Origin of the sequence: Neobacillus driksii, assembly GCF_013409995.1 — a bacterium.
GTDB lineage: Bacteria > Bacillota > Bacilli > Bacillales > Cytobacillaceae > Neobacillus > Neobacillus driksii.
In genome coordinates this window covers 73,393-89,667 of record NZ_JACCBX010000006.1, presented here as the reverse complement: position 1 = coordinate 89,667, position 16,275 = coordinate 73,393, and the positions used below count along the sequence as shown (strand labels likewise).

Genomic DNA, 16,275 nt, shown 5'->3' with positions numbered 1-16,275 from the left:
GGTTTAAACTATATCACATAACGTATTAACTAGATAATATGTGAAAAAATGAAATAAATGGCTTCTTATTTTTTAGTTAGCAGCCAATCTAACCGCTTACAGTATAAGACAGTATATCCGGCTTAGGTAGTTTTTTCTAATCGAAAGGGAATGGTGGAGAAAAAATGGAAATCTTTTATAAAGATAATTTATATAAGGAAGTTCTTCGGACCATGTCCGAATGTGTAATGATTCTTGAAAAGTCGGGGAAAATGGTTGCCCTAAATGAAAATGTAGAAAAAATACTGGGGATTAAATTAGAGTTCTTAACAGAATCCAGCTTGATGCAACTAGAATATGTAAATGAAGACGGATCACCGTTACCCTATTCTCAGTTACCAGGAATAATAACACTTAAGGATGGTATTCCTTTCCATGATTTCATATTAGGTATTAACGACGGGAATAAGGAACCTAAATGGATCTCAGTCAATTCAACGCCTCTTAAAATTTGTGATAATGAAGAACAGGCTGCCCTTGTTACCATTTCTGATATCACCGAACGAAAAAACATGGAAAATGCCTTAATTCAAGCTAAAGAAGGGGCAGAAAAAGCAAATATAGCAAAATCCGACTTTCTGTCTAAAATGAGTCATGAACTCCGTACACCATTGAATGGAATCCTTGGTTTTGCACAGCTATTAGAAATTGAAGAAACCTTAAATGATGATCAGCGTGATTTTGTCCAAGAGATTTTAAACGGAGGGAGACATTTATTAAGTTTAATTAATGATATTTTAGATTTATCAAGAATAGAAACGGGCCAGATAAAAGTGTCGATCGAAGAGATTGATCTTCTGACGATTATCAATGAATGTATCAATATCGTGCAGCCGCAGGCAAACATGAAGAGAATCAGTATACATAACCAATTGGATCAATGGCAAAACATATTTGTTCTTGCAGATCCCATTCGTCTTAAACAAATCTTTCTTAATCTTCTCGATAATGCGATCAAATATAATCGGGAAGGCGGCAAAGTCATGATCTTCTCTTATTTCAAAGGAAACGAGCAGGTCATTCATGTTGCGGATACAGGGGTCGGAATTTCAGTTGAAGAATATCAAAAGGTATTTGTTCCCTTTTACCGAATTGAAGGGACACAAGAAGAAGGTACAGGTATTGGATTGTCTTTAGTAAAACAGCTCGTCCAGCTAATGGGAGGGCAAATTAGTGTAACGAGTCAAAAAGGTTTAGGCACTGATTTTTGCTTTAGCCTCCCTCTTCCCCATGATTTAAAGCCTGTGATGAGATGGGGTGAAGAGGTTGAACTTACTAAGGAAAATATCCGGAAGGCTGATGACTACCGTTTGCTGTATATTGAAGATAACGCGTCGAACGTAAACTTAGTAAGGAACATCATGAAATCGCAGCCTTCCTATACGCTTTTATCTGCTCGTTCCGGAAAAGAAGGATTAGAAATGGCAGGGAATGAAAAAGTGGACTTGATTCTGCTTGATCTAAACCTTCCCGATATCCATGGCTATGAAATATTTGATAAGTTAAAAACAATAAAACAAACAAAAGATATTGCAGTAATTGCTGTAAGTGCCAATGCGCTTCCGCAGGATATTCAATATACATTAGATAAAGGGTTTGATAATTATGTAACAAAACCCTTTAATGTAAAAGAGTTTTTGACCATCATAAGAGAAACGCTGAATAGTACGATTAACCAAAATATTCCGGATGATGAAATTTTAAGCACAGGGCCGCATGGAGAGGAGGCTATTTCAGCCAAAACACTCCAATTATCGTTGAAAGACCTGAAAAAGCTTAAGGAAATGAATTGTAAGGCAGCTGTTGCCATGCACTATACTGACAATGATTTTTCAACGGCGATCATTAATGGTTTGAAAGATACTTTTGAGAAAATGGGTATTGAAGTTGTTGCTGTTACGGATGCACAATTTAAACCTGAAAAACAATTAACAGATATCGAAATTATCATGGCTAAAAAACCAGATGTTATCGTTAGCTTACCGGTTGATCGGGTTGCAACTGCTCCCGCTTTTAAAAAGGCTGCAGAGACAGGAATCAAACTAATTTTTATGGATAGCGTGCCTGAAGGATTAGAATTTGGCAAAGATTATGTGAGCGTCGTTACATCTGACAACTATGGAAATGGTATATTTGCAGCCGAGATTATAGGTAAAGAACTTAAAGGAGAAGGTAAGATTGGTGTTATTTTTCACAATGTTGATTTCTTTGTAAATAATCAACGTGTAGAAGCATTCGAAACTACGATTAAAGAAAAATATCCTAATATTAAAATTGTTGTACGTACTGGAATTGCCACTCCAAACGATGCGGAAAAAGCAGCCTCTGTTATGTTAGCAAAAAATCCAGATTTAGATGGTATTTTTGCCATTTGGGATGAACCCGCGAAAGGAGTACTAGCTGCAGCACGTAAAGCAGGGAAAACTGATATAGTCATTACGACCGTTGATTTGGGAAGTAATGCGGCATATCAAATTGCTTCTGGAGGTAATATTAAAGGTCTTGGAGCGCAATTACCTTATGAAAATGGTGTTGCACAAGCAATTATTGCGGGATATTCATTACTTGGTAAGGAAGTAGCTCCTTTCTATGTTGTACCAGCGATGAAAGTAACAAAAGAAAATATCTTAAAGGTTTGGAAACTCGCTTATCGTCAAGATCCTCCGGATGCCATTTTAAAGTACTTTTAATTAGCTTGATTAATGTTTTATTTTATTTCCTCTATGTATGTTTCTAAGCTCATATTTTACAGTATTTGAAAAAGCTCTAGATTGGACTAGAGCTTTTTTACGATAACTGTCTAACTCCTGCGCCCAGCCCTTCGATGCCAAATAACCTCCATCCAAAAAGTAAAAGAGCGACTTTCCGGGTGGATAAAATTTACTTGTCGGGGATTAAGAGGGCGCATGTGTTTTTCTTATCCAGTATACTACTACACCAGTTCACTCATTTCAACTTGTGCTAAATCACCTGCTACTTTAACACTGATACGGGTAGCGTTGCCAGGTATGTAGGCAAGGGAAAAATCCTCTATATCGACAATGACCAGGCTATCCGGATGTGATCCTACTAGTTTCCCTTTTGCCTCAAATAACGTTTATCATTCATAAATAAACTCCAAAAGTAAATAAAACCGGGGAAAAGGATTGCGAAGCCGACGATATACGTGATAAACACCGCTCTAAAGGAGTTAGGGTCTGTAAAGGCGGACTCAATCGTAACATTCGGATAGATGATATATGGCAAATGGGCCTTTCCATAAACGTAGCTTGCAATCAGATATTGAATTGTAACCGCAATCACAGCCAGTCTTGGCATGCCTCGTTCCCCTTTTTGAAAAGGGTTTCGCGCATATAAACCGTACCCGATAATTAAAAAGAAGCCGATCGAGATCAGTAATAAAGGAAGATCCTCCATCATTTTATTGTATATCCAACCGACTTCATTTTTTAAGGTAATCATAATTAGCAATGCCATAATTAATGATATCGGACCAAGAATCTTTCCATCACGAAGGTACACTCGGTAAGCCTCCATTTCATTCGAAGCCTTGGAATAATCCGCTAATAATAATGAAGAGAGAAACAGTGTACTCGTGATAGCAAACCCAATAAAGGCATATTCATTGGGGCTCGAAAAAAGTTTATTAAGGTTTAAATTCACAGTACCATCTGCAAAATCAACATAGTGTCCATGCGTAATCGGCAAAACGCTAATTAACAGGCCAGGAATAATAATACCTGCAATACCAGAAATGTAAGTGAGCGGCTTTTTATATTCCGTAGCTATATTTGAAAAAACTAAAAAGGCGCTTCGTAATGCAAGTAATAAAAGGATTAAGCTGCCGGGTATGAGTAGAATCGTCCCTAGAATATTGGCCGCACTTGGAAAAAGGCTGTAAACAGCAACCACCAACGCAACAATAAAGGTATTTGTTACTTCCCACGTAGGTGATAAATAGCGATTGGCAATGTTCGTTGCTTTCGTTTTTTCCCGGTTAATGTAAATCATTGACCAGAAGCCCGCTCCAAAATCCATGGTGGCCATAACAGCATAGATAAACACGAACCCCCACAGCACGGTAATTGCAATAAGAGCATCAGCCATTTGTTTCTCCTCCTATGAATTGGAACTAAATAATGGGGTGCCTTTTTTCTCTGCCCGCTCAATATCATCTAATTCTGTGTTTTTTCTAAAGAAGTACAGTAATACAAACACTACAGAAAACCCTAAGATCATGTAGACAATGATAAACGAAACAAATAGAGCACCTAAGTTGGTTGCGGTCGTAGCCGACTCTGCAGTTGATAAGATGTGGTAGATTACCCATGGCTGACGACCTGAACATGCAAAAATCCATCCACATTCAATGGCGATCACAGCCAGCGGACCTGTCGTTACCAGCCCCCATAGCATTAGTTTTGGATATTGTGTTTTTTTAAATAATTTTTTCCAGGCGAAAACAAGTAAAGGAACCATGATAAGAGCTGAACCAATGAACACCATTCCATTAAAAAGAGTATGGATGAATAATGGCGGCCATAGCTCCTCTGGATAATCATTTAAGCCGACAACTACCGTATCAAAGCTGTTCCCCGCGAGAAAACTTAACGCCCAAGGAATCTCAATTGCCCCTTTTATTTCTTTCGTTTCCTTGTCCGTAAAACCACCAATCGCTAAGGGTGCATGGGATTGTGTTTCGAATAACCCTTCCGCCGCTGCTAACTTTTCCGGCTGGTACTTATGTAAGTATTGAGCGGATTCATGTCCATTTAGAGCGGTGAGAAAAGCAAAGATACCACCTACTACTAGACTTAGAACCAGTGCTTTTTGATGAAATAGATATACTCTCGAACCGATTTTATTTTTCATCATTTTAAAAGACGCAACAGACGCAACCACAAAAGCTCCCACTACATAGGCAGATAATGCCACATGGCCGGCTGTTACAAAGAAGCTGGGGTTAAAAAATGCAGCCCAAGGATCAATGTCTAGAAATTTTCCATCTTCATAGCGAAATCCTGCAGGTGTACCCTGAAAGGCATGGACATTGGTAATTAAGACAGCAGAGGACAGAGCACCAATGGCCACCAGAACTAAACTAGCAATCCGCATCCAAGGAGCGATTCTTTCTGCTGCATAGACGTAGATAGACATAAACAATGCTTCAATAAAAAAGGCATAGATTTCGATTTGGAAAGGAAGGGGCATTACTCGACCGATCACTTCCATAAAACCAGGCCACAATAACGATAATTGAACGCCTGCAATCGTACCAGTCGGGATCCCAACTCCGAGTAAAACGGCGAATGCCTTTGTCCAGCGTTTCGCCATTACAACATAATCCTGATCCTTCGTTTTTTGATAGAGAAGCTCTGCAACTAAAATCATGAGCGGCAAACCGACGCCTATCGTGGCAAATATAATATGAAAAGCCATTGTCGTTCCAAATAAGGAACGGGCTATTAATAAATCACTCAAATTGAATTCTCCCCCTACGTATCATGTTCTTAATAATTATTTCCAAAAGAACCATTAATATGTAGAGTTGATGATTTCTCAATACAAAAATCTCACCTTCCATCCTGAAGGTGAGATTTTTATTTATATTTACATATTATGACCCATACTTGGCATGTCAGAAACGATGGTTGGATCGACCATTCCAGTGATCATGGCAATGTGTGCGAAGATTAGAAACATACCAACAAAGATCGCATGAACCTTTAATTTTTCTTCTTGTGATTTGTTTTTATGAATAATATTTAAATCCAAAAGTGCCATTCCTAGCAATGGAATTATGCCAAGTAAGTAAAACCCTACTGCTACTACATCAATCCATCCGTGCCATTCTCCGTTTGATGTTATCGGAATAACAGCATTAAATAATAAGTAAATAAAAATACCAGTGAAATAAATCCCTACAAAAATAGAGGTTACTTTGTTAACCAATCTTAATTTACCAGTTAGATTCCTAGTAAATAAAATAGCTAATTCTGTTACAGCAATTGTTTCCGCACAGATAACCGGAATCGCCATAAAAATAATCAGATTCCACGGTTGATTATCTGCTAGTAACCCCATATAATGTGTCATGTTCATACGCTTATATCCTCCTAAAATCTCTTTTGTTTTGTTTCGCTGCAGATTGATTGTAGGTTTAGGATATAAAGATACGATGAAGAAACTGTGACAAAAACATGACAGATACTCAGCTTGATACCTTAGTACCTTTCGACTACTGATTACTATTAATGAGCATACAAAATAGAGCTGACGGTAATCCCCCGCCAGCTCTATTTCTACTAATTTTTTTATTTAACAGCGGAAAGCGCAGTTCTTTTACTGTCCATAAAATTAATTCGTAATGGCTTCTCGTTTGCGCTTTTTCTCCATTTGCTTTTCGTGCGCGCGGGAGTGGGCACGGTGGCGGTCTTCTTCCACTTCATTCGACATTTGGACACCCATAGGCACTGTGGTTGCTGCAATTTCTTTGAGCCCTTGCTGATCTTTCTCAAAAACAAATGACGCTCTTGTTGAAATATCTGCACCCTGCTCAGTTACAAATGGGACGACACGGTAATCTGCACGCCATTGTTCAGGAGTGACCCGGCAGCGAACGTAACCGCGGTAATTATTAAAAAATTTAATATGCGGGTTATCAGCTAAAGATTTGGCCGTATCTGCACGCCAATCTGATCCGTCTCCACCCGAAGTAATCGATGTTCCAACAAATTCTGCTCCAAAAATCGGAGATTCTGGATTGTTGTAATCTGTCGTTAGGTTAGAAGCCCAGCTTGCATGAACATCTCCAGTAAGAACGATAACATTGTTGATGTTATTGCCAGCAACAAAATCGGTAATACGCTGACGCGCGGCCGGATATCCATCCCATGAATCCATACTGAATTTGGGTGCTGTGATGCTTCCTGATTTACGCTGTGCAAAGAAAATCTGTTGCGCAAGGACGTTCCAATGAGATTTTGAGTTTCCTAGATTACCCAGCAGCCATTTTTCTTGCTCTGTCCCAAGAAGAGTGCGTTTTGGATCCAAGGATTCTGGTGTATGAGCTTTTGATCCATCCCCATTTGCCTGGTCATCTCGGTACTGACGTGTATCAAGTACATAGAAGTTGGCCAAATCACCATATGTAAAATCCCGGTATAATTGCATGCCGCCATCGTGAGGCAATGACGACCTCCGGAGTGGCATATGCTCGTAATAAGCCTGGTACGCAGCTGCACGGCGCTTGATAAACGCCTCAACAGACTGGCCTTTTTCTGGAATGACATTTGCATAATTGTTTTCCACTTCATGATCATCCCAAGTAACAATCCATGGGAATGCAGCGTGTGCAGCCCTTAGGTGTTCATCTGAACGATATTGAGCATGACGATTGCGGTAATCTTCAATCGTGATAATTTCATCGCCTTTGTGTGCACGGACATTGCCCGTTGGTGAAAGATACTCGTTCGTTCCGTATTCATATATGTAATCACCGAGGTGGAATACAAGATCTAGATCCTCTTTCGCCATATGCTTGTACGCAGTAAAATAGCCGTGTTCATACTGCTGACAGGAAGCAAATGCGAACGTCATGCTTGCTACGCTGGCACCTGCTGCCGGTAAGGTTTTTGTTTTTCCAACAGGACTTAGTTCATTTCCGGTTTTGAAGCGGTAGAAATAAACGGTATTTGCCTGCAAGCCGCTCACTTCTACATGGACAGAATGTGCGAGATTAGGAGAAGCATGCTCTGTTCCTCGTTTGATTACGTTGCGGAAGTTTTCATCTGTTGAAAGCTCCCAATTAACGGGAACGACGTGAGCAGGCATGCCTCCACCATTTAATGGATCCGGAGCCAACCTTGTCCAAAGTACGACACTGTCTGACAGCGGGTCGCCGGAAGCAACACCAAGCGTAAAAGGATAATCACTGAAATTCGGAGCCGCATCTACTTTAAATCCTCCCAATGATTGAGCAATGGTCAGCCCAAGGGATAGCCCAGCGATCTTGCCGGCTCCATGAAGAAAGCTGCGGCGGTCTAAATTCTTTTTCAAATTTTGTTCGTTAAACTTCCTAATCATTTCATCCAAATTTGTCATAATCTTTCCCCTCTCACATTACATATTTCTACTACGGCTTTGATTATAACTAGAATTCGTTAAAATATTATGAAGATTGTAAATAGAAGAAAAGTATGATTTCCGATAGATGGTTCATATATAATAGGCCTTTTAATTTAGATAAGAATTAAAAATACAACAATAATTGTGATTTCTTCCAATCAACGGCAAATTCTATCGTTTTTTTATAGCTTATTTCACCTGTTTTTCTTAATATTATTTTCATAAAAAACTTACAAACTATCATCTTCGTTCCCCCTTACACCAAAAAAATCCCACCTTCCATACAGAAAGTGAGATTGTTTCGTTTAGTTCTCTCGATTTACCATTGTGTTATTTTACCTGAGCAACTTCCTCTCCCTGGTAAATCCGAAATGCTGGAACAATTGTGTCGGAAACAATTTCTTTTCCTTTTTCACGAATGAAGTCCAATTTATAATAGGCATCAAATCGTTGGCTGATTTCCGTTTTAACTAGTTCCGGCGGAGTAACCACGATAAATTGGAATTTCAGTTTTTCCGCTACGGCGAAGATCGGATCAAGGACATGTACCGATGCCGCTTGTCCGAACGGATTATCACAGACTAACGGAACCCAGCTTTGATCGGTTTCGCTTTTAACCGATAATAACATCATCATCATGACCATTCTGGCGGATAACTTTTGTCCTCCACTGCCATCCGATTTCGTTTTAGATCCTTGATTAATCGTCTGCCAGGTGGAATAATGCTCTCTTTGCGGCTTCCCGTACATAAAGGCATTATCCGTTCGCATGTTATAGACAAGCAGTTCAGGATATCGATTTCGGAGTGATACAAATAATATTTGCTCATCACTGATCAGCTGTTTGATTTCTTCGTCTAAAGCCCGGTTATGATCGTCAATCATATCAAATTGTTTCGTAATTTTGTTAATCGCAGAAACAAAATGCTGCTTCAGCAGTGGTTCGATATCTTCAGGCTTTTTAGGTAAAATATCTTCTTTCAGCTGGACGAGCGGAAAAGATCCTCGTTCATTTTTCAACTTCATTTTCGCCACCATCGAACGAATCGCCTCTGAAATGCTCATCACTTTCATGCTGGCACGGCTAGCCCAGAAGTTTTGCGCCTTCTCTGCCCTTTCCTTATCGCGTTCCAATTGCTCCAATCCACTTTGTGAAAAACGCTTCATATTTTTAACAATGCTTTGGATATGCGTATAATGCCTTGTGTCCAAATGGTCTAGTGTGGTTAATACTTCATTTTTAAAACGAATCTCCCAATCTTTACCTTCAATCGTAAGCTTTAAATTGCGCAATGATTGGTCAATTTTCGCATGCTTTTCTTGACCTTCTTCTTGAATACCTTGATGTTCTTCACACCAGGACAAGATACATGCTTTTCCTTGACTCTTAATTTTTTCTACATCATCATTCGTAAATACGGCTGCTTCCTCTTTTAGGATAACAGAAAGTGTTAACAAATCCCCTTCATAACCTGCAATATTCGTTTCTGTTACTTTTTGAACTTTCTCAGCCTTCTTTACTTCCTCTTTCGTTACTTTCGTCTGGTCTTTTATTTCTACTTCTTTAACTTCTAAGTCAAGGTCTTCCCAGGCTTCTGGCTGTTTTTCATGCTTTTCTACTTTTTTTCCTAATTTTTCACGTTGTTCAATTGCATGCTTTAAGGAGGTTTCCGCAACAGTTACCGCCGTTCCTTGTTCACGTTCTTCTTTTTCTGCGGTCTTCGCTTCCTTCTGAGCATTTTGCAGCATGTTTTCTAAAATACTGATTGGTTCCTCTGGTTCAGCTGCATTTTTCCAATCCTCATCATGAGCATGGAGTTTTTTCTCTAATTTCTTCTGCTGCTTTTGTTCTGTTTCTTTTCTTGCTTGAAGAACGAGTAATTCTCTTGCTTGTTCTTCCTTTGATTTTTGCAGTTGTTTTAACTCTTCAATACTTCCGTTTAATTCTTGTAATAAATGTGTTGAAAGCTTAGGGACCTCTTCACTTTGATCTGCTTTTTGTTCAGCAGGAAAAACAGCTTCTTCTATAAATAAAGAAATCTCCTTAATATTTTGTTCGGTTGTAAGTTTCCATTCCAAGTATGTTTGATTCCACTGGTTTTGCAGTTCAACGGTATGCTGGTGCTCTTTGCCTATTTCTTGCTGCTGAGAATCTAAGGCATCCTTCTGTTTTTCTTTTTCGAGTTTCACCCGCTTGTTTTCTTGATGCAGTGTTTTTTCTTGATCAAAACCTTCTAATTTCTCTACATCTTTTGTAAGTTTTTCTATCTTCCGGTTTGTCTTTTCTAGCTGTTGTTTTAACTCAAGTTGTAATTCTCTTTCCTTTTCTTCTTGTGTCTTAATTTCCTGTAGTTTCGTTTTGAGAGAAAGGAGAGTGTTTTGTTCCTGAACAATAGTCTTTTCGAAATCGCTAGAAAGCTCACTGGATGAAAAACGATCGATTTCTTTCAAAATACGACGCAGGGACGTTTCTGTTTTTTCAATTTCAGATAGTATATCTTTCTTGTCTTCTATTTGTTTAGCAATGTTTATTTTCCAGCTGGTAAATTGATTTTTATCGGTTAATAGCTCTTTCTCTGTTCCGTTGATGATGACAAAGGATGGCTTGTGCTGTTCATTGTTCATTTCTTCACGCAAGAAAATCGGAACAGGGCTTTTAAACATTCTTCCTGAAAGAACCTGCTGGTTTATTTTTTGCCATTGCTGACCGCTTACGACCAAACCATACGGGAGAAGTGGATAGGTGTTTAATGTATTTGCGAGTTCTTCGGGACTTAATGATTGCAGAAATTGAGTACCAAAAAAGACATCAATTCCAGTTTTCTCATCAATCCAGTCCTTTAATTCCTTTACATCTTTATTGGCAATCCAAAAGGGCTCATCGTTTAAGGAATGATCGAGTTGTGTTTCCCAAAGTTCTTTTTTCATTTGTTCCGCTTGTTGGCGGTTATTGCTCAATATTTCTTCTATTTGTATTGAATACTTCGATAAGAGTGAGTGAGCAAATGGTGCTGTGACATCATCTAATAAACCATGAAGCTTATCTAATAGCTTTGCTTCTTTCTCTCTTTGCTTTTCATTTGCTAGATTTAACTCCTCAAGTTTTTCTTCTGAAAACTGAATCGATTGGACGAGCGTTCCGTGTGAAGTGGCTAACTTGTTTTGCTTTTCACTCGACTCCTTATCTTTTGTTTGCAGATCTACTAATGTTGCTTTTTTATCTTCAATTTGTTTCAAGAAACTCTCCGTCAATCCCTTTAAGTCATAGGTTAAGCGGTCACCAAATTCTTTGATGAGTGCTGCTTCCTTTGAATCAAAGTTATGCATTTGCGTATATAGAAAATCAATTTCAGTACTAAGCTGTGCAATGTCTTTTGTCTTCTGTTTATCTTGCTGAGACAGTTCCTTTGCTTTTTTAGATAAAAACTTTTGATACCCTAAATACTGCTTAATCCCTTCTTGTATCGATAAGAAGGAATGCTCCCATTGCGATCTTGCTACTTGTTTAATTTCATCCATTCTTTGATTCACTTGCTCTAAACCGCTGTTTTGTTCCAATGTTGCAATCTGCTGAGAAAGTGAACGAATACTTTGCTCGTTTTCATTCCATTCTTTTAATAAAGCTTGAAAGGCAAGCTGTTCTTTTCGTTCCAGTTTCTCTTTAACAATCCCTTGCAGGGAAGTATGTTTTTCCTTTTCTTCGACTAATTTCTTTTCCCAATCCATGACCTCTCTGTGAGCTTTTGCAAACTCTAAATTATCCTTTTGATAACGTAAATCGGCCTGCTTTAGGATTAGTTTCTCTATGTCTTTCTGTATAGCAAGCAAACCTTCCTCTTCTGTTTGCTTTAAATGCTCTAACGCACCAAGAAGCTGTTTGCCTGTCTGGATACTGGCCAGCACAATTTCTTTATGTTCTACCCCTTTAGCTAAGTGCTCTTCAAATGGGACAATGTCTTCTAAAAACTCTTTATGGGCTTGCTCTCTTTTCAAAAGTACAGGCAGGTCCTTCGCAATACTTGCCTGACTCTTAAAAATCTCCACAAGATCGTTTTTTTGATGTTCGGTTCGATGTAACACCTGACTCACAGTCGGGATGATTCGTCTTTGGAACAGGGAATGATCATCCTCAGCTCCCTCGAAGTATTTCCCAACACCGCCTTCATCCTTGTTAATGTCCTTCATAATATCCCAGTCTTTACGGTTAATGCCGTATGTATCAAGGATGCGATAGTGCTTCTTCGTATCTCGGTAAACGTCATATCCATTCCATTTTAAATAGTCTTTCAAGCTTTCGGTATCAGCAGCCTCACCATTTTCATAAAGCGGAATATGCTCAAGCGCTGCCTCTTCCTTCCGTTCAAATTCTCTTGTATAAAAGGTTATATTAGGGAGAATCTTAGCTTCCTGTTCCAATGTTTTATTTTCGTTTTCTTCACTCATCGAAATCCGTTGCTCAGCTGAAAACATTCCTCCGGTTATCAAATGGCGGCGGTCCGCTCCGTCCAATTCCCACTGAATGAGAACATGAAAGGTATAGGGTATAAACTGCTCTTTATTATTAAAAAAGAACTGCTGATAATAACGATTGTTTTGCTTTCCCCAAGAGGTTCCGGGTTTAAGAATTTGGAAAATGGTCTGAAGGAACACACCTTTTCCGCCGCCATTCATCATCGCTATCAGACCATTAGTTGATGTTTCATCATTATGAAAATTAAACGTGGTATCTTTATATTGCTTTTGCATGCCATCATACTTCAGGCCGACAATTCTAATTCGATGGATTTTCGGCATGCTCATCCTCCTCAGCTGTCATTAACTTTTTAAAAAGTTCATAACGGTCGTAATCGTGATACAAATATTCAATCCGCTCAAAAAGCTCATTCTTAGGAATAACCTTTGCGATATCGTCCCGATCCAATATGACGATAAGCCCCTCTGTCTCCAATAAGCGCATAGCGCCGGCAATTAAACCGATTCTGGTTCGTTTATTGCCCTTCTTTAACCCAAAATCGTCACTATCGACCTCCATGTATTTCCATGTGGTCACCACTTCCTTCATATCAATTCGCTCTTCTTCTCCGAAGGTTGGTTGATGTTTGAGTATGCTCTCCCATTTAATGATGAGATCATTCACTTGGCGTTCTAAAGCATAGAAGCTAATTCCTTCCCGCTTCGTTCGGATTTTTGTCGCCTGGTTGCGGTCGATGGCCGCTAAAAAAGACATAATGATGATGCTTATAAGATGAAAATGTTTTTTCGTTTCAACTTGCTTATGCTTATCTTTCAAGTGGGTAAAATTCGTTGCAAAGACCGAACCAGTTGGCTGAACCACTAAATGAATACGTTTAGGTGCTTCAATGATATATGTACCGGATTCGTCTGCTAATAAAAGTACTGTCTGTCTTACTTCCGGATCAAAATAGGTTTGGAAGTGTTCACTATTTTCATCAATTACTTTTTCTTTTAATAGAGTAAAATAGACAGCTGATGCTTTTTTGATTGTTTCTGCATTCATCACTTATTCTCCTCTACACATATTTTAAAAGGGGTGATCTTCATTTGATACCATAGAAATGGTTCTGCCCGATGGTCAAAGATGGTATAAATCTTTAGGCCTTCAAACATCTCAAATTGTGGATATTCCTTCATTAACTTATAAAGAAGAATTTCCCTCTCATCGGTTAAGGTTTCTTCCTTTCGATGGAGCACCTGGACCTTCAGCGGCTTTTTATCGAACATCATCCACAAATCGATCGTTTCAGATTCTTCAAACCATAAATCCTGCACTTCTAATGGCAGCTCTTTTAAATCCTTTAATGAAAACTCACCGTTTGTTTGTAAAAACTGAAATACATAACTCCATGCTTTAATAACAGAATCCCAGTTCGTTACCCGCAGTCGAGTAATACTTTCTTCTGGCTCTTCTTCAATAATCGCGTCGGTTACTTGTTTTTCATTGAGTTCTTGCTCACCCCAAATCCAATCAAGCGGCAAGATAAATTCATTCTTCGGTGAGAATAAAGGAGAAAGCACTTTTTCTATGACGGAGAAACCCTGAACGCCTTCCTTCATTACCCAATTTTCATAAATATGCTCTCGAAATGAAACGAGACTGTTTTCCCAAAACAATGAAGGGTCTTCCGCTTTTAATTTGATCTCATAAGAAATATTTTGAATCACTAACTTCGCAAACCGATCATGCAACTGCCTTGTATGGCCAATTTTTTCCTGGAGAAGAATCAATTCTTTCTGTATATAATCATCCTCTTCATTTCTACGTTTTGTCTTTTCTATCATACTAGTAATCGTACGGAAGTGAATTTTCTCTTCTTCAAATTGCTTTTCAATTTCAACTCGATTGTCGGCCCTTTGCCATTCTTCTTCGATCAATAAGATTTTGGGATTGTTGATCATTTCCTTTTGGAAAGAGAATTCATTCGCCATTAAGCGGTTTACGCGTGAAATGAGGTGATCGAGGTTTCGAGTAGCTTTTCTAAAATTACCGTTTTTAATCAACTGCATACTATAGAGTTGTTCAATTGTAATGGAAAATTCTTCAGCCATTTCCCTGCTCATAAAAATCATTTCTTGAGCGACATCTGTCAGTTTATAAACTATCGATCCGCCCATCTCTAAATTCGTATATAATTCATCCATGGTTACATATCGAAAGACCTGTGTCTCCCAGGATTGTCGTATTTCATCGTAATATAAAGCTTCGAATGGTTTACTATACTCTTCTTTTCCCTGATATAATAGTCCGCTTGTAATTCGCTCAATTTGTTTATCATCAGCTAAAAGCTTCATTTGTTTAATAGAATCTTCCACCATATACTTGATATCTGACTTACGGCGATGATCATCATCATTTAACTCTCGATAAAAGATGGTGAGGAGCACTTGCATGAGAATGGTTTGGATATGAGGTTTCAGTTCCCCTACTTCCATTCCCCTGCCAAGCTCAAACAGTGGATTTAATTGCTGCATTCGCTTGCCAAATCCTTCCCATGATTCGTTCACATCCATCTCCTCCATGTTTCAATTGTTAAGACTTCCTGCGGGATCCGTTTATTATCCTGCCATAATTGCGAAAGAAGGTTTTGCTCCTCTTCGGTAAACCATTGAAAGAAGGCGTCACGGTATTTGAGATTTTGTGTTTGGCCTTGCTTTTGGTCGTTCCTTTGTTCTAGACATTCTAGCATTTTGCGATAAATTTTTAAGGCTGGCTGAATGCAGCAATCCGAATATTTTTCCATAAGCCGAATGAGGATTCCGTATCCCGCGGCATCCAAATCACCAGCGTAGTAGAAGAGATAGTTTTTGGCAGGAAACATTCGAAAGAAAAAGGAAAAGCTCCGTTCTATTTTCGTTCCTTCTCCATAAATAATTAGTTCAGGTTCATAATCTAGTTGATTAGCTTCCAATAGCTTAATAGATGTATGAAAGAAAGATAGATTCTCGACAATCAGTACCCGCTGAATATCATTTATTTCTTTTCCCTGTTTCATCCAAAATACAAATGGTTCACCGTAGTTCACCATTTTTAGCTGGTCCTCTGATACTCCTATTCTAGTAAAAAAACCTTTTCCTTCAGGAAAGCTTTCATCGTCTAGTAAGAATTTTTCATGTCCAAAGAGCTCTAGGCTTCTTTCCTCGACGGACACGATTTCTCGTTCCTGACTAGTTTGCAAAAATGTATATACATTTTGAATGCGATCCCATTCGTCTTTCGTCTGCCATTCGGGATGTCGTTCATAATAGGAAAAATCAAACTGATCACTTAATTTCATCATCGCCAAACGATCCCATTTGGCACTTTGAACTTTTATATTAACCCAGTAATATAAAGGTAAGGCTGGTGTTCTGCCATTATATTGATTATTTTGAATAGGGATAAGTTGCCCCTCAATTTGTAAGGTTTCAATCGCACGGTAAAACAATGAATAACCATCCATTTCAAAATAATCATCCATAAGCCTGCGCAACTGAATTTCTAAATCGTTAATATTAATCTTCTTTTTCTGTTTAGGGTGTTGAATATCAGCAATAAAACCTCTCACCCTTGTTTCAATGATGTCCATTATAATCACCTACTTAAATCTGTCT

9 protein-coding genes are annotated in these 16,275 nt (G+C 38.7%); 1 reads left to right on the top strand and 8 read right to left on the bottom strand.

Going from position 1 to position 16,275, the window contains the following annotated elements:
- Positions 1-164: 164 nt before the first annotated feature.
- A complete protein-coding gene (locus tag F4694_RS14755) occupies positions 165-2,729 on the top strand; it encodes a substrate-binding domain-containing protein (RefSeq protein WP_179599223.1) in 2,565 nt (854 codons plus the stop codon).
- Between the two features lie 379 nt (positions 2,730-3,108).
- Here the strand turns inward: F4694_RS14755 and F4694_RS14750 are convergent, their stop codons facing one another.
- The 8 genes from F4694_RS14750 to F4694_RS14715 form a co-directional block, all read right to left on the bottom strand.
- On the bottom strand, positions 3,109-4,146 hold the full coding sequence (locus F4694_RS14750) for a cytochrome d ubiquinol oxidase subunit II (RefSeq protein WP_179599221.1): 1,038 nt from the start codon (positions 4,144-4,146) through the stop codon (positions 3,109-3,111).
- A gap of 12 nt (positions 4,147-4,158) precedes the next feature.
- Positions 4,159-5,520 carry a cytochrome ubiquinol oxidase subunit I gene (locus F4694_RS14745; protein ID WP_179599219.1) on the bottom strand — a complete coding sequence of 454 codons (1,362 nt, stop codon included), beginning with the start codon at positions 5,518-5,520 and terminating at the stop codon, positions 4,159-4,161.
- Between the two features lie 129 nt (positions 5,521-5,649).
- Positions 5,650-6,141 (bottom strand): DUF6803 family protein, encoded by a 492-nt coding sequence (locus F4694_RS14740; protein ID WP_179599217.1) that lies wholly within the window; start codon positions 6,139-6,141, stop codon positions 5,650-5,652.
- Between the two features lie 255 nt (positions 6,142-6,396).
- Positions 6,397-8,142 carry an alkaline phosphatase D family protein gene (locus F4694_RS14735; RefSeq protein WP_179599215.1) on the bottom strand — a complete coding sequence of 582 codons (1,746 nt, stop codon included), beginning with the start codon at positions 8,140-8,142 and terminating at the stop codon, positions 6,397-6,399.
- A gap of 354 nt (positions 8,143-8,496) precedes the next feature.
- Entirely contained in the window at positions 8,497-12,960 is a 4,464-nt protein-coding gene (locus F4694_RS14730; protein WP_179599213.1) for a coiled-coil domain-containing protein, read from the bottom strand.
- Positions 12,938-13,684, bottom strand: coding sequence for a DUF6063 family protein (locus F4694_RS14725; RefSeq protein ID WP_179599211.1), 747 nt, complete (start codon positions 13,682-13,684; stop codon positions 12,938-12,940). The genes F4694_RS14730 and F4694_RS14725 overlap by 23 nt, the downstream gene beginning before the upstream one ends.
- Positions 13,684-15,195: a hypothetical protein gene (locus F4694_RS14720; RefSeq protein ID WP_257029258.1), complete on the bottom strand. Its 1,512-nt coding sequence runs from the start codon at positions 15,193-15,195 to the stop codon at positions 13,684-13,686. The genes F4694_RS14725 and F4694_RS14720 overlap by 1 nt, the downstream gene beginning before the upstream one ends.
- Complete coding sequence (locus F4694_RS14715; RefSeq protein ID WP_179599207.1) at positions 15,186-16,250, bottom strand: Wadjet anti-phage system protein JetD domain-containing protein; 1,065 nt, start codon at positions 16,248-16,250, stop codon at positions 15,186-15,188. Before F4694_RS14715 ends, F4694_RS14720 begins: the two co-directional genes overlap by 10 nt.
- Between the last annotated feature and the right edge of the window lie 25 nt (positions 16,251-16,275).

Excerpts from the sequence above, each read along its gene's own strand:
- F4694_RS14755 (WP_179599223.1), top strand. The coding sequence starts at position 165 with ATGGAAATCTTTTATAAAGATAATTTATATAAGGAAGTTCTTCGGACC.
- F4694_RS14750 (WP_179599221.1), bottom strand. The coding sequence starts at position 4,146 with ATGGCTGATGCTCTTATTGCAATTACCGTGCTGTGGGGGTTCGTGTTT.
- F4694_RS14740 (WP_179599217.1), bottom strand. The coding sequence starts at position 6,141 with ATGAACATGACACATTATATGGGGTTACTAGCAGATAATCAACCGTGG.
- F4694_RS14735 (WP_179599215.1), bottom strand. The coding sequence starts at position 8,142 with ATGACAAATTTGGATGAAATGATTAGGAAGTTTAACGAACAAAATTTG.
- F4694_RS14730 (WP_179599213.1), bottom strand. The coding sequence starts at position 12,960 with ATGCCGAAAATCCATCGAATTAGAATTGTCGGCCTGAAGTATGATGGC.
- F4694_RS14725 (WP_179599211.1), bottom strand. The coding sequence starts at position 13,684 with ATGAATGCAGAAACAATCAAAAAAGCATCAGCTGTCTATTTTACTCTA.
- F4694_RS14720 (WP_257029258.1), bottom strand. The coding sequence starts at position 15,195 with ATGGATGTGAACGAATCATGGGAAGGATTTGGCAAGCGAATGCAGCAA.
- F4694_RS14715 (WP_179599207.1), bottom strand. The coding sequence starts at position 16,250 with ATGGACATCATTGAAACAAGGGTGAGAGGTTTTATTGCTGATATTCAA.